Annotated in this window: 27 protein-coding genes; 22 read left to right on the top strand and 5 right to left on the bottom strand. The window is 45.9% G+C overall.

The annotated features are described in order from the left end of the window. Positions 1-33 precede the first annotated feature (33 nt). Together SC428_RS19135 and SC428_RS19130 are read right to left on the bottom strand one after the other, a co-directional pair. Positions 34-297, bottom strand: a complete 264-nt coding sequence (locus SC428_RS19135) for a hypothetical protein (protein ID WP_042847398.1) — start codon at positions 295-297, stop codon at positions 34-36. Continuing rightward, positions 287-1,444, bottom strand: a complete 1,158-nt coding sequence (locus SC428_RS19130) for a PAAR domain-containing protein (RefSeq protein ID WP_094962948.1) — start codon at positions 1,442-1,444, stop codon at positions 287-289. Before SC428_RS19130 ends, SC428_RS19135 begins: the two co-directional genes overlap by 11 nt. Before the next feature lie 215 nt (positions 1,445-1,659). Here SC428_RS19130 and SC428_RS19125 point away from each other — a divergent pair, with 215 nt between their 5' ends. The 5 genes from SC428_RS19125 to SC428_RS19105 all read left to right on the top strand — a co-directional run bounded on the left by SC428_RS19125 (position 1,660) and on the right by SC428_RS19105 (position 4,143). Beyond that, on the top strand, positions 1,660-1,869 hold the full coding sequence (locus SC428_RS19125) for a hypothetical protein (RefSeq protein ID WP_042847397.1): 210 nt from the start codon (positions 1,660-1,662) through the stop codon (positions 1,867-1,869). Between the two features lie 76 nt (positions 1,870-1,945). Continuing rightward, positions 1,946-2,260, top strand: coding sequence for a hypothetical protein (locus SC428_RS19120; RefSeq protein WP_042847396.1), 315 nt, complete (start codon positions 1,946-1,948; stop codon positions 2,258-2,260). Between the two features lie 273 nt (positions 2,261-2,533). Continuing rightward, positions 2,534-2,752 carry a hypothetical protein gene (locus SC428_RS19115; protein WP_042847394.1) on the top strand — a complete coding sequence of 73 codons (219 nt, stop codon included), beginning with the start codon at positions 2,534-2,536 and terminating at the stop codon, positions 2,750-2,752. 33 nt (positions 2,753-2,785) lie between these two features. Further along, entirely contained in the window at positions 2,786-3,310 is a 525-nt protein-coding gene (locus tag SC428_RS19110; protein ID WP_052219403.1) for a hypothetical protein, read from the top strand. Between the two features lie 431 nt (positions 3,311-3,741). After that, on the top strand, positions 3,742-4,143 hold the full coding sequence (locus tag SC428_RS19105; RefSeq protein ID WP_042847392.1) for a hypothetical protein: 402 nt from the start codon (positions 3,742-3,744) through the stop codon (positions 4,141-4,143). A gap of 50 nt (positions 4,144-4,193) precedes the next feature. Here SC428_RS19105 and SC428_RS19100 read toward each other — a convergent pair whose 3' ends face one another. From SC428_RS19100 to SC428_RS19090, 3 genes are all read right to left on the bottom strand, one after another. Then, positions 4,194-5,210, bottom strand: a complete 1,017-nt coding sequence (locus SC428_RS19100; RefSeq protein ID WP_042847391.1) for a hypothetical protein — start codon at positions 5,208-5,210, stop codon at positions 4,194-4,196. A 140-nt stretch (positions 5,211-5,350) separates the two neighbouring features. Continuing rightward, complete coding sequence (locus tag SC428_RS19095; protein WP_042847390.1) at positions 5,351-5,650, bottom strand: helix-turn-helix domain-containing protein; 300 nt, start codon at positions 5,648-5,650, stop codon at positions 5,351-5,353. A 1-nt stretch (position 5,651) separates the two neighbouring features. After that, entirely contained in the window at positions 5,652-6,002 is a 351-nt protein-coding gene (locus SC428_RS19090; protein WP_042847389.1) for a type II toxin-antitoxin system RelE/ParE family toxin, read from the bottom strand. A gap of 184 nt (positions 6,003-6,186) precedes the next feature. Between SC428_RS19090 and SC428_RS19085 the strand changes: the two genes are divergently transcribed. The 17 genes from SC428_RS19085 (at position 6,187) to SC428_RS19005 (ending at position 16,801) form a co-directional block, all read left to right on the top strand. Then, positions 6,187-6,750 (top strand): recombinase family protein, encoded by a 564-nt coding sequence (locus tag SC428_RS19085; protein WP_042847388.1) that lies wholly within the window; start codon positions 6,187-6,189, stop codon positions 6,748-6,750. A gap of 130 nt (positions 6,751-6,880) precedes the next feature. Beyond that, positions 6,881-7,228: a hypothetical protein gene (locus tag SC428_RS19080; protein WP_042847387.1), complete on the top strand. Its 348-nt coding sequence runs from the start codon at positions 6,881-6,883 to the stop codon at positions 7,226-7,228. Positions 7,229-7,506: 278 nt separating this feature from the next. Beyond that, a complete protein-coding gene (locus SC428_RS19075; protein WP_042847386.1) occupies positions 7,507-7,833 on the top strand; it encodes a PerC family transcriptional regulator in 327 nt (108 codons plus the stop codon). Positions 7,834-7,921: 88 nt separating this feature from the next. After that, positions 7,922-8,311 carry a hypothetical protein gene (locus tag SC428_RS19070; RefSeq protein WP_042847385.1) on the top strand — a complete coding sequence of 130 codons (390 nt, stop codon included), beginning with the start codon at positions 7,922-7,924 and terminating at the stop codon, positions 8,309-8,311. A 28-nt stretch (positions 8,312-8,339) separates the two neighbouring features. After that, entirely contained in the window at positions 8,340-9,044 is a 705-nt protein-coding gene (locus tag SC428_RS19065) for a hypothetical protein (RefSeq protein ID WP_042847384.1), read from the top strand. Positions 9,045-9,058: 14 nt separating this feature from the next. Beyond that, entirely contained in the window at positions 9,059-9,598 is a 540-nt protein-coding gene (locus SC428_RS19060; RefSeq protein WP_042847383.1) for a hypothetical protein, read from the top strand. A gap of 63 nt (positions 9,599-9,661) precedes the next feature. Further along, entirely contained in the window at positions 9,662-10,252 is a 591-nt protein-coding gene (locus tag SC428_RS19055; RefSeq protein WP_166268309.1) for a hypothetical protein, read from the top strand. A gap of 161 nt (positions 10,253-10,413) precedes the next feature. Then, the gene (locus SC428_RS19050) at positions 10,414-11,019 is read left to right on the top strand and encodes a DUF2913 family protein (protein WP_042847377.1); all 606 of its coding nucleotides are present in this window, start codon (positions 10,414-10,416) and stop codon (positions 11,017-11,019) included. Between the two features lie 267 nt (positions 11,020-11,286). Next, entirely contained in the window at positions 11,287-11,718 is a 432-nt protein-coding gene (locus SC428_RS19045) for a hypothetical protein (protein ID WP_316928216.1), read from the top strand. A gap of 161 nt (positions 11,719-11,879) precedes the next feature. After that, positions 11,880-12,470, top strand: coding sequence for a hypothetical protein (locus tag SC428_RS19040; RefSeq protein ID WP_042847373.1), 591 nt, complete (start codon positions 11,880-11,882; stop codon positions 12,468-12,470). Beyond that, positions 12,467-13,105: a hypothetical protein gene (locus SC428_RS19035; protein WP_113767330.1), complete on the top strand. Its 639-nt coding sequence runs from the start codon at positions 12,467-12,469 to the stop codon at positions 13,103-13,105. The genes SC428_RS19040 and SC428_RS19035 overlap by 4 nt, the downstream gene beginning before the upstream one ends. Before the next feature lies 1 nt (position 13,106). Then, on the top strand, positions 13,107-13,634 hold the full coding sequence (locus SC428_RS19030; protein ID WP_042847371.1) for a hypothetical protein: 528 nt from the start codon (positions 13,107-13,109) through the stop codon (positions 13,632-13,634). Next, the gene (locus SC428_RS19025) at positions 13,631-14,536 is read left to right on the top strand and encodes a hypothetical protein (RefSeq protein WP_042847368.1); all 906 of its coding nucleotides are present in this window, start codon (positions 13,631-13,633) and stop codon (positions 14,534-14,536) included. Before SC428_RS19030 ends, SC428_RS19025 begins: the two co-directional genes overlap by 4 nt. 50 nt (positions 14,537-14,586) lie before the next feature. Beyond that, positions 14,587-14,748, top strand: coding sequence for a hypothetical protein (locus tag SC428_RS19020; protein ID WP_162762211.1), 162 nt, complete (start codon positions 14,587-14,589; stop codon positions 14,746-14,748). A 282-nt stretch (positions 14,749-15,030) separates the two neighbouring features. Beyond that, positions 15,031-15,462 carry an NfeD family protein gene (locus SC428_RS19015; RefSeq protein WP_042847366.1) on the top strand — a complete coding sequence of 144 codons (432 nt, stop codon included), beginning with the start codon at positions 15,031-15,033 and terminating at the stop codon, positions 15,460-15,462. 23 nt (positions 15,463-15,485) lie between these two features. After that, positions 15,486-16,406, top strand: coding sequence for an SPFH domain-containing protein (locus tag SC428_RS19010; RefSeq protein WP_042847363.1), 921 nt, complete (start codon positions 15,486-15,488; stop codon positions 16,404-16,406). Positions 16,407-16,516: 110 nt separating this feature from the next. Then, positions 16,517-16,801, top strand: coding sequence for a hypothetical protein (locus SC428_RS19005; protein ID WP_042847360.1), 285 nt, complete (start codon positions 16,517-16,519; stop codon positions 16,799-16,801). Positions 16,802-16,885 lie beyond the last annotated feature (84 nt).

The following is a 16,885-nucleotide window of genomic DNA, read 5'->3' as shown; positions in this document are numbered from 1 at the left end:
GGGAGTCCCTCACCGACTTCGTCATAACAGTTACTATCTTATTTTTTTATGAATGACAAATAACAGCGCCAGCAAAACTGGGGTGCCCAGATATACATAAGCCAACGTGTTTTGGTGGTAGGCGCGTAAATCCTCCACGAAAGCACGCCAAACGGTAATAGGTTCATTATCTCCCATCACCATGTAGTTGTATGTAAAGCTTGAACTAAACCCGAAATCAAAGACGGCCAAGCCTAAATAAAATAATAAAACCAACAGGATGGTCAAAAACCATCTTAAAAACGTTCTATTTATCATAAGTGCTACCTAATACCCCTCCACCCATTTCTCCACCATCAAAGCTTGTTGCTTCTCCACCAATTTGAGCTGACGATGTGGCAAATTCAAAAATTTGAATCATTGTCCCTTTATCTGATGGCGTAAGATTGTCAATATTTGGGTACTGTTCATGAAAGACATTTGTTACTTCAATTACATCAAGCTTATTAAAGTTATTTTTCTTACCATTCAAATAACTCTGGAATGAAACAGGCACCGTGAACGCCTCTTCTCGCTCGACCGGATACTGCGTTCGTATTGGAGTGTAACTCTCTTCAAATATACGTGTGCCAGATTGCTTCAACCCTTTCACTGTATGAGTTGTGCAATTATTACCTGAGACATCATAAACATCTATAGACCTTCCGTTTCTACGAGTCAACTCACCTGCTTTTTCAGGTAGGTTAGGTATGCTGCCTGATTTCCAAAGGTTATTAAAATAAGTTTCTGTTTTGTCTGTGTCCGCATCTGTTATTTTAAAAACCCTTGCATTCGTTATATATAACTCATCTCTGATGTATTTTCGAGCATCCTCACCGGTCATATATAAAAGTATTCCATCACCCGTTAAAGTTAATGGTCCTGGCGTTCCGTAGCGACCGTATGAATATAATGAGACTTTATTATTTTTGTGGATTGTTATAAATGAATGGCCTGAACCAAATGTTTCCGTCCACACAAAAACGCCATCATAGAGCAAGTTATCTGAAACCCTGCATTCACCATTTAAAGGTGCTGGCGCTACGGGGTTGATCCGACTGCCAAAGCTGGTTCCCTGTGAAGGTGTTGATGGTGCTGGGGCTTGAGTTGCAAAACGACTTGGCTGGGCTTGTGCTGCTACACTATGAGCAATAACCTTGTTAGAACCTGCCGGACAGCCGCATTGTACAATTGAGTCATGTACGGCTTGAAGTTTCCCATGATTTAGAAAACCTTGCTGCCCAGAAACAACGGTGCCTGTCTGTCCACATTTCGGGCATTTTGTTGTCGGGTCACCCACTCTTAATGCTTTTTTATTAAAGCACGTTACAGTTTCTATGGTTGCAATACATGTTGCACCGGTAGTTGTTTTGTCGCCATTTAAAGCCATTGCCTTACCCATAATGATGGGTCTTACTCCAGACATAACACCTCCAATGTGTGATATGGTAGTGATATATAATTAATTAACGAAAATAATATATTAATACCAGACATTGATCTAACTATAAATAATCTAATCATTACAATACACCAACTTCCCATTTCCATTCCTGCCAGGAATTTCGCCGAGCGTACACCTCATGCTTTACTTGTGTAGGTAACCATTCATAACCGATCTAATTATTATCAGAGAGATTTATGAGCACTAAAGCAAACAACCTTGAATTACTGTACAACGCCTGGCTGTCCCGTTCGGTATCCTGGGAGTTCGGTAGTGAGGATGAGCGGAAGGCCCAATGCCGTGATTGGGCTGAGTCGTCTTTAGAAAGCATCTCTGATGCCGAAGAGTTTGAGCAGGATGAAGCTGATTACATCGTGGATGACGAGCTCACGCACTGGACTGAATAACTTCGCCTAACCCCTTCGTCACCGGACGGTCTGATGTGACAATGAAGGGGTAAACAAATCAAACAGGCAAATCGTTATGACCAGCACGCCCCAAGACGAACTGAGCGCTATCGCACTGTTCAATGACATTGGCCGAGATGAAGTCACTGCTCGTTTCAATGCGCTCAGCGCAGCAGCGCAAGCGCGCTTCGATGAGAGCTACCGTATCCACGGCACCATGCCCGTCGGTTTTACTGCTCTCAATTTTATGACCGCTGATGAACGGAAGCAGCGCCACCAGCTCTTACTTGCGATTCAATTATGCACCGATCCCCAAGCCGAAGCGCACGCCCGCATTAAAGCCCGGCGAGCCGCATTGAAAAGGAAAAACCATGTCGTCACCACTGGGTAAACTTCAGCACGCGTTGCTGCACGATATCGTTAACCAGCAGGATGGAGAATGGTGGCCGGGTTGCCCACTAACCGTTCAGACACTGAGCCGGAGCCGGATCATTCTTGACGCATTGGTGGCCCGGCAACTCCTGAAGCATAAAGGCAGCTGTCATTATGAGGTCACAAGTCTGGGTCTGGAAATTGTCTCTCAGAGCAGGCATGAGAAAGCGCGTTAAACATCTGGATTTGAGCGCTGTTTTACAATAGAGTAAACATAACGAATAGGTGGTATATGTCTCATCTTACTGGTGTCATTTCGAGTGTGATTCAGGAGCTCGATACAGTCGGCGAAAGGATTAATTCAGCCATTAGTGAAGCCTCTTCCGACGCAGAAATTCAATTGCTGGAGGATGCGTTAATCTCACTGTCTGAAACCAGAACTCTCCTGCAAGGCAAAACGCCGGTAAGCCAGGTTAACGCCAGTGTGACCCGGATCCGCCCATTACCATAACCAGCCTAATATTGCTTGAGGTGACCAAAGATCATGTCAGACCAACTACCTGCAAACGAAACTGAGCCACTGGTGACGAAAGCTAAAGTCCCTTCAGCCCATCTGGAGACGCTATTTAACTACCTGGTTAAATGCATCAAAGAAGAGGGCGCTCCACCAACTTACGATGATATCGGTAAGGCCCTGGGTTATTCAAAGGGGCTGGTTGCCCGGCGTGTGAAGCAGCTGCATGAGCAAGGCCGTATCATTATAGATGGAGAGAAAACCACGGCCAGAACGATGCGTATTGCTAAAGGGCAGGGCTATGATGAACTGACTGATAAGGTGTACCTGACAGAAGATCGTAAAGCCATTATCAAAGCGGTGAAAAGCATGATGAAGCGCACCGGCATCGGTCCTTCTATCAATATGCTGGCGCATGAGCTCGGCTTCTCGAACAGCAAAACAAAACGCCACGTTGAGTACCTGGATAAAAACGAATTACTCCGGTACAGCCCCGAACTGGGTGAAGTTATTGCCACTGAACCAGGTGACTACGAGCCAAAGCCGAATGCGTAGTGGTGGGCTCTACTTTCGATTTTTCCACTATGCTCTGCTGATCAGTCTGTTGTTTGGATGCATTCTTTTTGGCAAGGCGCTCATCTCTATCTACTGGCCGAGGTATTGGGTTCCAGCTGATGCCTGGTATGCCTTCGGGATAGCGCCGGGTGTTTGGCTCGCGACTCTGATTGGGCTGATTATCTTCATATTCCTCTCATCGCTTTATCGCTATTTCGGGGTATTGGTGATGACTACCTGCATTGCCTGTGCAGGGATCGCCTTTTTCGTCCTCAATTCGTAGCGCTTTCCCTCCGCTCGTATTGAAAAAACGCCTTTTCTCCTGAATTATGGAGCTCTTTATACGGGCCATTCACATGCCGTGGGGGTGTGAGATTGTGCTGATAATCTGCGCCTAAAGCGGTATAGGGCGCATCCAACGAGGGTATCCGATGAAATCTAAAATCCTGGCGCTGGTGGGGGCGCTAATCATTTTAACCGGCAGCGCATTTGCTGCGCCACAGTTTGACCCAAACACGGTCTACGCCGGGAAGGCTGGGCAGGCAACCAAAGAATCAGTGCAGCAAGCCGAGCCTGGTGAAAAGGGCAGTATTACGGTTCTGCGGCTGAACAGCTACGCGCACCTGGGTGAGTTTAACATTCCAGAAGGCACGCCAAAAGCAAGCGTAGAGCGATTCAACAATAAGGTCTATGTACTGTCCGAAAAGCCAGACAAGCGCCTGGCTGGATTGTGGATCGGCCGTGACGCTAATGGCAGAGAAGGTCTTTGCGGTTACATCAACAACAGCATGCGCATTCAAAAATGTTATTTTATTTTTTATAGAGAAAAGTGACATCACGCCCCTCTTGGGGCGGTTTATGAATAGAAAAACAGTTACTTATATCAAATACTGTCTTTTAACGTTCTGGCTTTTTGATGTAGCTCGTTAAATGATTTGTCTTCATTCAAAAGATAGATCACAATATTTCTTAAATATTTCACTTTAACATATTCGGAGTAATCATATAATGACTTAATAAAAACACAATCCTTCATTGTTGTTTTATATTTCAATTCATTTTTTTCTATAACCAAATTAGATCCACAAAAATAATATGATAAAAAACCATGAAACAATAAATTAAAGTTACTGAAAGAATCAGGCTTATTAACGGAGGAAGTAAATTCACGAAATGTATTCTCTTGTCTTTTGATAATCTTTTTGTATTCTTCCTTTTCATTAACTTCGCTCTCTGGCAAAGAAAGCATTAATTTATTAAAATAAGTAGCCCCTGTACAAGTTTCTTTATTTACCATATTCACTAGCTTATCTTTTATTAGTTGAATATCAGGGGCGCAGAATTCAGTTATAGCTTTTTGAAAAGTTTCAGCAATATCCTGGTTCTTATAAACTTTAATTTCATTTCTTAATTCGAATGGATGTGCAAATGAGCCGTCACGCAAATTTTGAAATTCACGTATTGATTTTATGCGTTTTATAAATTCAAAAATCTTCAACTCACTCTCTTCTTTAGAAATTCTTGTTTTCTCGTCTTTGACTACTTTTGTATATTTTATATGTGTTTCTGCTAATTTTTGAAATTGGATAATCAACAAACCAACGAAAGGCTCTAGCTTCATTCTTGAAACACCCTTTGGGTTAGATGATGGGCTTTTAATTCCGCCATCATTGTCAAGTAGCGCTAGGCTAGCATAAATCGAAGATATGTTAATTATGGTGTGATAAATAGAAGTTAAAGATAGGTAATAATTTAATCTGTTTTCATATTTACTAAACTCCATCAATAAGTCATTGCCTTTGTTAGACATCCTTAACAGCTCAGTTATTTGAGAAAACTTAGAGTTTGAATAATTCGCAATCATTAACTCTAATATTTCTTGTTCATCAATATTTTGCATCACTAAAATTCACCTTATTGAATTGACATGCATAATTTCACCTTAATTTGCAACAGCGCCACCATTTTTTTTATGTACTCCTCCTTGACATGCTTAATAAAGATATTTTTATTTATAAATGAACTTGAGAGGCTTTATGCTCAAAGATGCAATCCAATTCTCTTACCATTCGGTAACGTTACATCGATAGAAAGTTCACCGCCTAAAGCTTTAATGTAGCGCTTCAGAGTTGAAAGCTTCGGATCGTTATCAACATTTTCAAGCTTAGCAATAGAAGGTTGCGAAACGCCCAGTGATTGAGCTAGCTCAGTTTGAGAAAGTTTCAGTTCCTCACGAATTTTAGCTAGTGTGATTTCACGCCGGATTTCTTCTGCTCGGTCTTCAATTTTTGCCAGCGTTTCGGGGGATTGTTTTGCAAGTAGTTCATTTAAAGTGGACATGTTATTTCTCCTGCTCTAATAAGTGCGCTGCATATTCCGCATCGGCCATCTTGATTAATTTCTTGTAGAAACGGGTTTCATCTTTTCCTTTCTTATCACCGGCACATAACACAATGCCACGACGAATTGGGTCAAATGCGAAACACGCTCTAATCGGATGACCACCAACCTGAATTCGCAGTTCCTTCATGTTGGGAAACTGTGAGCCCTTCAGGGTGTCAACTTGAGGGCGTCCAAGATTGGGGCCATCCTCACGTAAAATCATTAACACTGCCAACACTTCAATCTGAGTTTCCTCATTTTGCTCTTCGAACCAAGAATCAAAGAGATCTCTCGTTAATATTTCCCACATAAATATATATAACCTCCGAGTTATAATGAATGATATAACCTGGAAGGTATATTGTCAATTTAATTAATGTCCGATATGTTATAATATTTCGGACACTTGAAATTAATAATAAAATAGTGTCTATTAAGTCGATTATTTTAATTAATAGACACTATATGTCCGATAATGAATTAGGAGACACATTTTGCGTCTTTTTGGTTACGCTAGGGTATCCACCAGCCAACAATCGCTTGACATTCAGAAAAAAGCGTTAATTGATGCTGGGGTTGCAAAGCACCGTTTATTTACCGATAAAGAATCGGGAAGCCATATTAATCGCGAAGGATTACAGTTACTCAAAGTTAAAGTTGAGATGGGTGATATTATCCTAGTGAAAAAGTTAGACCGGCTCGGCCGAGACACCGCAGACATGATCCAACTAATAAAAGAATTTGACTCAATGGGTGTCGCTGTTCGATTTTTGGATGATGGCATAAGCACGGAAGGTTCAATGGGAAAGATGGTGGTCACCATTTTATCAGCAGTTGCTGAAGCGGAAAGACAACGAATCCTTGAACGAACAAACGAGGGGCGGCAAGAAGCATTACTCAAAGGTGTTAAATTTGGACGCAAACGGTCGGTTGACCGTGAACGAGTTTTAGAACTGAAGGCAAGCGGGTTAGGCGGTACTGTCATTGCCAAAGAAATGCAGATTGCGCGTTCAACCGTTTACAAAATTATCAATGAGAAAAGGAGTGGGATAACATAGAGAAATAGATAGCTAAATGACACAAAATAATTTTCCCCACATGAAAACATGTTATAAATGTGTAATATATGGGATTTGATTCTTATCCAATGGGTATTCAATTATCACTAATTACTTTGGAGGTTGTTTTATGGCGTTTCCCCCAAGAGCTGTTCGTCTTAATTTGTTTTTCGAAAAACTTCTAGCTCACCCCCCTGTTGCTGATCGTAAAGAGGCGCTCTCTCTGCTGGTTCGTATAATGGCAGAGGTTGAAGATTTTTATGGTCTTCCTAAAAATGATTTCACTACTCGCATGGGGGTTTTTCGTCCACAAGAAAACAATCCAAATGATTGGAAAGATCTTGATTCCGACCCTTGTTATTGGGATGACTCTCTAACAAAAACTCATCGTACTATAGTGTATAACAACGGCAGAATCATTATTAAAAATATAAAGAGTAATCCAGCTGTTGTGGTGCTAGATAAATCCGGGGCATAGAACGCTTTATATGAATATTTAGTACAGGCCAATATTTAAAATTGATTTGTGATTTGCCGTAGCATCGAGCACAAGTCAGTGCTAGTACAATTTAGATTCTACAAAGAATCTTTTGAATTGCCCCTTAAGTTTTTAATATCCAAGCTAGCGACGTCGTAAAACGAGACGCAATAAAAGGCGCTCGTTTTGTCCTGCTTTTCTCTTCGTCAACTTCCCAACCGATCGTACCATCCTCTCAATTCCGTACAATATTTCAACTATCCGTAGGAGTTGGTCTGATGGCACGCAGGAAGGTTTTATCGAATATCGTTGACCGCCTGGGTAAACAGTATTTGCCCGAGGTGGATGCAGTCAAAATCGCACTTGAGCTTGAGGCAAAACACTTGTACTTACGTGCTGCTAAGCAGTGGGGCGTTGCGATGCAGGAAAACCCCAGTCATGCCGAGTACATCGCGGCTCAACGTTTTCGCTGCATAGAACTATCCAACGCCTACCATGCCAGGCGGATCGAACTTAGCAACATTCACAACGACATTACGTCAATCCATCAGAAAGTCGAAGCGGCGTATGTACGCCTCTGTGTGAAAAGCAACTCTTGCCTGTAACAGATCTGATTTATTTCGTCACCGGGATCACTGCCCGTAAAATTTTTTTATCGCCCAAGGGCGCAACTAACACAACCAGAGAGGTTCTATGTCCACTTTACTAAAAGACTTCGTACTCATGGCGCTGCCGCACCGTGAATGGTCCTGCGAGGCCATTCATTTTCGCGTCAAGCTGTGCCCTGAGCCGGGGAAGTTGGGAAATAAAAATCACACTTACTTCATCCTGGAAGACCTATATGGATTTGACACCAATGAAACGTCGTTTGTCGTGTTCACAAAAATCCTTTTGCAGCGGTTCCCGCACCTGCCACCCAATCGTGTTCACATCCTTATCCATTGCCGAGACATGTCAAAATCTCTGGGCACCAAGGTGTTGCGGTACGATTTAATGCGCGACGAAGATCGCCAAGTCAAGTTGGATAAAAAGCCGGAAGACGTATCGGAGAAGTCGGGCTACGTCTCGATGTGTACCTTCTAACTTTCAACGTTGTATCGGAGGACCTACCTTGGCCGCACCTTATCATCGTTCTGTAGGCTCACCACTATTGATGGGCGCAAAAACCATTCAATTCGGGTCGCATAAAAAAGTGTTTTTCCCTGATTACGATCAGGCATTGATTGTTGCCACCAGCATGACGGCTGAACACCGGTTCCCGATGTGGATTTACAAGGCGCTGCACAATCACCATGCCGGATATTTAATCGCGGGTCACGGGTCGCATACACTGGAAAAACCAGATTCGGCATTACAGTCGAAGCAAATTGACCAGATGCAGTACCGAGATAAATTACCGACACTTTTGGAAAGCAATGCTGTTCGGCCAAGTGCGGTGTCGCGTATTGCCATCCGAAATAACGAGTTTTTGCAGTGCCATGCACGAGTCTCTGAAGCAGACATTATCACCTGGAGCATGATGCAGGCAGATCCGGCGCTGATTTTCAACGTCAACCCAACGAGCAGTCCCGCTGAGGCAAAAAAAATCAGCAATCGCATTAAAGCAATGCTGCAAAATGCCTTGTACTGTCAAACAGCTGTCCGCTGGCTTAACAATTATAACTTCGTGGTAGCAATGCGTTGGGCGGATGATGACGGGTTGAGCCCAAGGCATAAAGTCGAAAATGGCTGGTGGATCCTGAGTGCGCAAGAGCAGGGCTCGCACGGGGTTTCGCCCAAATGTGAAGATGTACAGAAAAAAGCAAACGACCGTTAACCGAAGAGGACAACATGAAAACTGAACAAATTGACATCAAATTGTACCTACAACGTCAAAGCTCCTGTGGGTTGTTGAAGTTCACACGTCTGATGGACTGCATCCTCACACCACCGCTTATCTCCTTCCTTATCATGGCGTTGCTGTTTTCTATCGCTCACCTGATCATCATGCCGAAAATTGTGGATGAGCTCTTATTCATCCCGTTGTGCTTCTTTACCGGGGGCTGTGTCTGCTTGCTGGCCTTTGTGCATTTGTACTATTCGTGTGTGTTTCCACGCCTGTGCCCGCTGCTGGAAGTAAGTGAAATCGAGGCGCTTTGTTCCAAAACGTTCAGCGTATACCAAGAAATGGGGTGTTCAGAGTCAATACAAAAGTCGGGTATTGATTACCTCGACACTCTGATCAGGGAAGGGATCCCAATGAATTATCGCCACCGGCGAAAAATTAACGCATTGGTCGAGGCGGATGAACGTGATTCCAAGCTGAACGCCTTGAGCCAGACATTCGAATCTGCCATTGAAAAAACAAAACGGTCGTATAGCCGCCCCTAAATATCGTAACGCTCAGACCGTCTAACACGAACGGTTTGAGCGCTCAAAGAGAGCATGATGAATATGGATAAGACAGACATTCAACTGTACCTGCAACGGCAGAGTAATAGCCGTATGCTGAAGGTCACTGTGTTTATTGAAAATATCCTCTTGTCGGCTGTGCTGACGCCAATGTTATTTTTTGTGGTCTTGTATGGCTTTACTTATTTATGTACCCATCTGGTCGGTTTCGGTGACTCAGAATTTCACCGTGTAATGGATCTGGCGGGGTACTACGCGCTGGGTTGTGGTAGCATCCTGGTCTTAACTCGTCTGTTCTTCTATGGGGCTTTGCCTAAGTTCAAGGCTCTGTTAACAGTCAGTGAAATTGAATTGCTTTATACGGTGTCTAAGGATGCCTACGACAAATTGGGCTATGGGCCAGAGGACGAGCGTCCCGCCATTGACTATCTCAATGCAGTTGTCATGTCCGGCGTGCCGATGAGCGCGGTGCATACCCGAGCCGTGGATGCCATGCTTTTCCGGGCAAAAAAAGAAAAAGACAATCACGATGCTCGCCTTAAGATGGAAAAAAATATTAATTCGCTGACTGACAGTATTGCAAAAACGGGTCTGACTCAGGATACACCTTCGTTAGAACACCCAGACCACTAACATTGCGAAAAAGGTGCTAACGTAGTCAGTGTGCTTTTAAAGACTTCGCATTTGACTAACGTCTTAACTCAGCCCCAGGGCAACTGTGTCATGAATATCAGTGAGATTTCGGGTAAAATAGCGCTGTAAACAAAAGAGAAATATAGGCAATACTTGACGTTATGAACCAAACAAAGACGACCTTAAACCAAATGAGCGCGCACCTTGCCTGGTGTGCGCTTACCGCATTGGGTATTGCCAAAAGAGATGGCCGTGCTAACGGAAATATACAAGAGCACCTTTTTCTCTTCGAATGGTTGAAGCAGGCAATGCGTCAAAAGCGTTTTCACAAGGACGTTGCCCCTGACTTGCGCTGGCTTATCAGCCAAGGTGAGAATCACCCCACCAATGCCAAGCTGAAGGAAAAGCTTCAATACTTGTACGACAGCGGGACTGGCAAGCTGACCACTCAAAACGACTTGTATCGGCTGACAACGATCTTGGGTACCCTGTCTCAAATGGGCTGGCCGTACTCACTGTTAACGGAAGTGGAATGGCTGAAGATGGACGCGGCACGATTAAATGCAAATACGGACTACCTACGGATCAGAAAAGCCTCATTAGACTCCGGTTTCAATAACGACGGCACACAAACCGACCCAGTCGAAGTGGTGTTAACAGGGAGGGTGGACAAAGTGGAGTCGCTGCTGGCTTCTTGCTGTTGGGGCCTATCCAATACGGAATTGGCGCAAAAGCCGTTTTATCACCTGCTCGCGTTACCGGATTAGCGCTAAGCGCTGCACCATTTTCACAAAAGAGAGCCTCAATAAAAGGCTCTTTTTTTGTCTTAAAACCCCCTCATTCTGCTGCCCTTTTAATTTCGTCAGTCAGTGCCTCAGGGTTAACCTGTCAGTAATACAAGCACAGGGGGCACTATGTCCAAATTTAGAGGCAGTATTACACCCGGCACCGAGTACAACGAGTCCCTTTCGCATTTCCTTGAACAGGAAGCGAGAGCGGGTCATATCTCGTTAGAGGGCATGCGCCGCGTTACCATGAAGCGTAATTTGGCCGGAACAACTGCACTGATCACGGGAATGACGATGGTGAGCGCTGGGGCCAGTTTTATAGCGATGGGTGGTGTAATGCCATTGTTGACACTGATAGGCGCAGCTTCCGCTGTGATGGTCTCAATGATCGCATTAGCGCGTTATCCTGGTGGACTGTTTTACCAAATCTCCGCGATTGAAACCCCGTTTACGCATGCAGCTTTGCTTCGGTTCGCGGCCAGTGGTGCGCCAGAAGACGTCATTCGTGAACTCATTGTACTGCTGAACAAGCAAGAACACGTCTCTTATGCACAAGTTCATGATGTGACTTGGTTCTGTAGTCGCCAGGCCAGTGGAATTGCAGAAAGCCACCTTTTCCATGACCGTTACACACTGATCCGGAATCGACTGGCTTTGGAAAGCCGGAGGGCAGGCTGATGCGGAGCTTGTTTATTCTTCCGTTTGCTGAGCTTCAACACATTGCGGCATGCGCACTGCGTTACCCGCTCATCTCTCGACGTAGTCTTTTGTGCTGCCTTAGCGTGATGTGCGTTTTCTGCCTTTGCTGGTTCTCTCTGGCCGGGTTTGAGGAAACCTCGTTGACACAGTCAACGCTATTGGGTGTCGGCTATATTTGTGGGGCTACATCCGCTATCGGTTGGGGCTTGAAAACCTCTGAAATGTCACACAATGCTCTGCGTATTGGCTTCGGTGTTTTCGCGATCATTGTTCTCTTGCTGAACATTGCGGATAACGGGTTTATTCGTGCCGTACACCTGCTTGCGGAAGGGCAATTATATTCACAGACCAACCGAGCTTCAGTGATGATGGCGCTGCGGGATATGTTACTGATTAACGCCGCTGCCAGTCTTAGCCCGTATGTCTTTTGGATCGGGTTGATGTGGATTGAGTTTCGCAACTTCCGCCATAATGCAACCTTTCGGACACATGCGCTATTGCGTATGGTCGCCAACTACAAGCTGGTGCTTTATCAGATTTTCATTGTGGCAGGGGCATCGTTGAGCCTGCTCCTATTGACCACCTGGACAGTGTTGCCGTTCATGCTTTCGCCGCTTATGACTGTCTGGGTTGCGCTATTTGTCTTCTTATCCATCTATCGCATTGAAAACGGATCCCCTCCAGAGTTTATCTTGCACGGCATTGCCACTGTAGGGCAGGTGCGCCGATGAAACTACCCTCGTCATTCTGCGCGCGCCTGCGTGTTTTCATTCAACTCGGTAAAGCGATCTGCACGAAAGGAGTGCTGAATATCATGTTTGACTCTCAATCATTTTCACCAATGGCGGATGACGCCAACCACAATCCAATTCCTACTGCGAACGTTTGTTGGCATCCCGTGGGCACCAAGGGGGAAGGGTTACCAAGCACTCCCGGCGTGTATCGCTTCCGTGTCCCGATGGAATCCAAGCCGGAGGAAACAGTTGAATTTCTGGCGCAGTTACGCTGGCGTAAACACGGTGTGCATCACGTCTTGATGCCAACCTTTGAATACGTACTGGACGATGAATTCATCACCTTGCCAGAAGGCACCCACTGGCGTCATCGCATGCCGGGTGATCCGGAAATGTTAGGTGCTACACAATTCCCGATCGCGCCAGAAATGGCAGACGGTGCAGCGGCATGCCCGTTCTGCCACCAACACCCCGTCATTGCCGGTGAAAAAATCAAAGAAGATGACGGCGATCGGTATTACACCCACATCCCCTACAAATTTAACCGATTCTGGTTCACCTGCTGCGAGTGGATAGGCAAAGCCCCGCGCCCAAGCATATCTGCACTGAAGCACGACTGGAGCCAACGTTAAGATGAAATACGCCAACCAGTATCTGGAGAAGAGCGTGCGTCCTCACTGGGCTAACGCCACTTTCACACAAAAAGTCTATCTGACGCTCTTCATGTTGTGGTTCAAAATCATGATGGCGCGAAATGGTGCGAAGCAGCAATATCGAAAACGTGGGTTACTGTCTGTTGCACTCTGGGCCAGTGCCGTCGGGTTTGTTGTGCGGGTCATCACCACTGATGTAGACAGCTGGCATTCACTGGCCGCGTTGTTCCTGTCGTGCATGATGTTATGCCTGATTGCGTTTGCAACACTTTGGACGCTATTCACAGCATTTATTCTACTGTTCAATTACACGTTAAGCTGGTGGGCTGGCTGGGTATATCCCACCAGCCATACCGAAGCTTTCATAACTATAGCGCAGGTGGAAGACGAGAACGCTCGTGCCGCTGCGCAGGCATATATCATGGCGTTTAGCCATCGCACAGTCACCCAGGTCACTATCGCGTTATCAATGATGTTTGCGGCAGATCAGGAGGTCAATGCCCAATGAGTCACTATGCTGACCACATGATTAAACACAACCGACGTTTCGGTACGCATGATGGTGTGGAATGTAGCTTTACCACTTACCTGCCTCACCAGCCTGAGTTCGCTTCGCCTGACAGCAACGATATGACGGAAGCTGAAATTGCCGCGTGCGTTGAAGCCTGGATGAAGTGGCTGCATTGGGAGGTCTATCCCGAAGTACATTTAAAACACCACGGAAAGCGTCCTGATTTTGTTGCCACGAAAGGTCCTTTTGTACAGGTCATTGAGTGCAAAAAAGCGATCGGTTTGCCGGTACTGGAACAAGCTATGGCCTGGTTCTATCCATATCGCAATAACAAGGTAGGCCTTCCCCATCTCATCTATGTGGCCTGTAAGAAGTCGTCTGCCCGCCGAGACTTTCCATTGTTACTCATGCGTCAGTGGGGTATCGGTTTGCTGGAAGTTGAGAAGTCGCCTTCACGAAAACTGCGTTATGACGGAGTCACCGAAAAGATCAGTGAAGCCCATTACTCTCTCAGGGTTCAGCTTGAACCTCGCATGGTTCCTGGCTCTCGTCATCAAGGGAAAATCTTGCGGGCTCAGCTTCACGACGATATGCGGATCGCCGTTGCGGGCACCACAGGCACGGGACAATTTATGACCGACTGGAAACGCACCATGATCCGTATTGAAACGTTGATGGGGGATGGTAAACAAAGGCATGTTGCTGAGATTGTTGACTGGTTAAACGTCAACGGTGGCTATCACTGGGCGAGCCGGAGTAGTGCGGTCAGCGGCATAAACACGTCATTGATGCGCCAAGGCTACGAATGTGAAGCCTATGGTTTTGAAGGTCGCGGCCATCGGTGGAAATTCGTTGAAGGAGTAACCCAAAAGGTCCTGAAAACTTCGTCACCCGAATGACTCGTGATTAACTCTCTACATACGAACTAACACTATCGTTGAGGTATCTCATGACATTTTGGCTGCTCAGTATTATCACACTACTGGTGCAACTCAGTTGGATTGCCATTTCTCCAGACAGCTATCATTCCTGGGCTTATATCCCTTGGATTGCTGCTGATTTGGGCATTGTCGCCTGGTACTTTTTTCGTCCCCATTCTGCGGACGTTTAATGCTGAGCGTCCTGCGTAATTTTTGTATCCTTCATCCGACCACCTGAGAGGTTGCTCATTTGCTAACGTTCATTGCTGCATTGCTGAGCATTACCTGCCTGACATTTTTGGGGCTGTCACTTATGCCTTATTTGTGCAGTCGGGCAGATGGCCTTGTCATGCGCAGGCGTGAAAAAGAGTGGTCATTTCTCTGTGGCTTAATTGCTCTGCTATCCGGCACCGGGGCCTACAAGTTGGCCGCTTACGTTTTTATGATCGGTTAGATGTTTTAAGGGGGTTACAGTGGTTTGGATTTGGGTGGGACTGGGCGCACTTTTTGGCATTATTGAGCTGTTCACATTGACTTTTTTTGGCCTATGGATGGCGCTGGCCGCGATAATTCCAGCAGCTATCACGCTGATTGCTCCTGATGTGAGTTTGCAGTGGCAGATTAGCATTTGGTGCATTGCAACGGTGTGTTGTGCGTTTTTCTGGGTGAAGTTCTCACGCAATAAGCCGAAGCGATACGTGGAAGAACCATTGATCGGCGAGGTCGGTCAATTGGCATTTGCGTTACCGGAAGGTGGGGAAAGTGTGATTTTGCTGACAAAGCCGGTTCAGGGTAACCAGCAATGGCCGTGTAAATCACAAGAGGTGCTGCCACGCGACGCTCGTGTCAGAATTGTGAGTGTTGGTAGTGGTGTTGTTTTAGTCGCCGCAGTGACTGCGGAATAACGTTGATTGGATAGGAAAAAAACATGATTGGACTTATCAGTCTTGCTGTTGTTGTTGTGTTTCTCGGTATCACGCTGTACCAGTGTGTGCGCATCGTGCCTCAGGCGGACCAATGGGTGGTCGAGCGCCTGGGTAAATACCATACGACGTTAAATCCCGGACTGAACATCCTGATCCCGTTTTTGGATAACATCGCCTACCGTATGTCGGCGAAAGATCAGATGATCGAAGTGAAAGGCATTGAAGCCATCACAAAAGATAACGCCATGACGCAGGTTAATGCGATTTGTTTCATTCGCGTCGCAGATCCGAAAAAAGCTGCCTACGGGGTTGATAACTTCAACACCGCCGTGCGTAATCTGGTCATGACCACGATCCGCAACGCCGTTGGTGGGATGGAGCTCGATGAGACGCTGACCAACCGTGACGAACTGGCCGCACGTTTACGTCAGAGTATGGACGTGCAGATGGTTGATTGGGGCCTAAGCCTGCGTACTGTGGATATTCAGGATATTACACCTTCCGACTCAATGCTGAAGTCAATGGAAAAGCAAGCTGCTGCGGTTCGTGAACGCAAAGCGACCGAAGAGCTCGCGGCCGGTAATAAAAATGCTGCCATTATGGAGGCGCAAGGCAAGAAGGAAGCCATGATCCTGGATGCAGAGGCGAAGCAGCAATCGGCTGTTCGCGAAGCTACTGCGCTGGAAACGCTGGCTAATGGGCAATTCAAAGCTTCGTCGAAATTGGCTGAAGCACTCACGATTGAGGGGGGGCGCGAAGCAATGAGTTTCCAGTTAGCGAACAACTATATTGAGACTCTCTCTGTGCTGGCAACCAGCCCTAACGCGAAAGTGGTGGCTATGCCCGCTGATTTGGCGCAAAGCGTTGGTGGTCTCATCAATGCAGGTTCCCTGATGTCTGTCGGTTCTGCTGTGTCCAAATAACCTCAATCGGCCATCACTTTGGTGGCCTTATCAGAAACGAAAGCCCGAGTCTGGTTCTCAAAATCTGTAAAACGAAACACAGACTCTGGCTCTGAAAATGGCGTAACCACATGAATAAATTAATCATTTTACCTCTGGCTTTTTTTCTGGCAGGATGTTCAACCACGTTTGGGTTATCACTTGATGAACGCTACCAATCTGCCTATGAAGAGGTGGTTACGGATCCCAGTTCTGACAACATGACTCGATATATGCAGCTGAGCAAAGAAGTCGCCGAGCGTGACATGCGAAAAGCAACTGCGGCCGCTGAATCTGCAACGCGTGAAAGCGATAAAGGCTTCACTGAATATTTCAAACAATATGGAAGCGAAAGCTTCAAGCGACAAAAAAGATAAGGACTCCCATGACTACACTAACTTCAAATGAATTCAACGCTGGCGCTCTGTGGGCTGCTTATATTTTGATGTCCACGACCCGCG

It is taken from the genome of Providencia sp. 2023EL-00965 (assembly GCF_033550225.1).
In the GTDB taxonomy this organism is placed as follows: Bacteria; Pseudomonadota; Gammaproteobacteria; order Enterobacterales; family Enterobacteriaceae; genus Providencia; species Providencia manganoxydans.
Note: the sequence above shows the minus strand (reverse complement) of the source record. Positions and strands in the feature narration are given on the sequence as shown.

Bases quoted from the DNA above. Each gene is read 5' to 3' on its own strand.
- SC428_RS19135 (WP_042847398.1), bottom strand. From the start codon at position 297: ATGATAAATAGAACGTTTTTAAGATGGTTTTTGACCATCCTGTTGGTT.
- SC428_RS19130 (WP_094962948.1), bottom strand. From the start codon at position 1,444: ATGTCTGGAGTAAGACCCATCATTATGGGTAAGGCAATGGCTTTAAAT.
- SC428_RS19125 (WP_042847397.1), top strand. From the start codon at position 1,660: ATGAGCACTAAAGCAAACAACCTTGAATTACTGTACAACGCCTGGCTG.
- SC428_RS19120 (WP_042847396.1), top strand. From the start codon at position 1,946: ATGACCAGCACGCCCCAAGACGAACTGAGCGCTATCGCACTGTTCAAT.
- SC428_RS19115 (WP_042847394.1), top strand. From the start codon at position 2,534: ATGTCTCATCTTACTGGTGTCATTTCGAGTGTGATTCAGGAGCTCGAT.
- SC428_RS19110 (WP_052219403.1), top strand. From the start codon at position 2,786: ATGTCAGACCAACTACCTGCAAACGAAACTGAGCCACTGGTGACGAAA.
- SC428_RS19105 (WP_042847392.1), top strand. From the start codon at position 3,742: ATGAAATCTAAAATCCTGGCGCTGGTGGGGGCGCTAATCATTTTAACC.
- SC428_RS19100 (WP_042847391.1), bottom strand. From the start codon at position 5,210: ATGCAAAATATTGATGAACAAGAAATATTAGAGTTAATGATTGCGAAT.
- SC428_RS19095 (WP_042847390.1), bottom strand. From the start codon at position 5,650: ATGTCCACTTTAAATGAACTACTTGCAAAACAATCCCCCGAAACGCTG.
- SC428_RS19090 (WP_042847389.1), bottom strand. From the start codon at position 6,002: ATGTGGGAAATATTAACGAGAGATCTCTTTGATTCTTGGTTCGAAGAG.
- SC428_RS19080 (WP_042847387.1), top strand. From the start codon at position 6,881: ATGGCGTTTCCCCCAAGAGCTGTTCGTCTTAATTTGTTTTTCGAAAAA.
- SC428_RS19075 (WP_042847386.1), top strand. From the start codon at position 7,507: ATGGCACGCAGGAAGGTTTTATCGAATATCGTTGACCGCCTGGGTAAA.
- SC428_RS19070 (WP_042847385.1), top strand. From the start codon at position 7,922: ATGTCCACTTTACTAAAAGACTTCGTACTCATGGCGCTGCCGCACCGT.
- SC428_RS19060 (WP_042847383.1), top strand. From the start codon at position 9,059: ATGAAAACTGAACAAATTGACATCAAATTGTACCTACAACGTCAAAGC.
- SC428_RS19055 (WP_166268309.1), top strand. From the start codon at position 9,662: ATGGATAAGACAGACATTCAACTGTACCTGCAACGGCAGAGTAATAGC.
- SC428_RS19050 (WP_042847377.1), top strand. From the start codon at position 10,414: ATGAACCAAACAAAGACGACCTTAAACCAAATGAGCGCGCACCTTGCC.
- SC428_RS19045 (WP_316928216.1), top strand. From the start codon at position 11,287: ATGAAGCGTAATTTGGCCGGAACAACTGCACTGATCACGGGAATGACG.
- SC428_RS19035 (WP_113767330.1), top strand. From the start codon at position 12,467: ATGAAACTACCCTCGTCATTCTGCGCGCGCCTGCGTGTTTTCATTCAA.
- SC428_RS19030 (WP_042847371.1), top strand. From the start codon at position 13,107: ATGAAATACGCCAACCAGTATCTGGAGAAGAGCGTGCGTCCTCACTGG.
- SC428_RS19025 (WP_042847368.1), top strand. From the start codon at position 13,631: ATGAGTCACTATGCTGACCACATGATTAAACACAACCGACGTTTCGGT.
- SC428_RS19020 (WP_162762211.1), top strand. From the start codon at position 14,587: ATGACATTTTGGCTGCTCAGTATTATCACACTACTGGTGCAACTCAGT.
- SC428_RS19010 (WP_042847363.1), top strand. From the start codon at position 15,486: ATGATTGGACTTATCAGTCTTGCTGTTGTTGTTGTGTTTCTCGGTATC.
- SC428_RS19005 (WP_042847360.1), top strand. From the start codon at position 16,517: ATGAATAAATTAATCATTTTACCTCTGGCTTTTTTTCTGGCAGGATGT.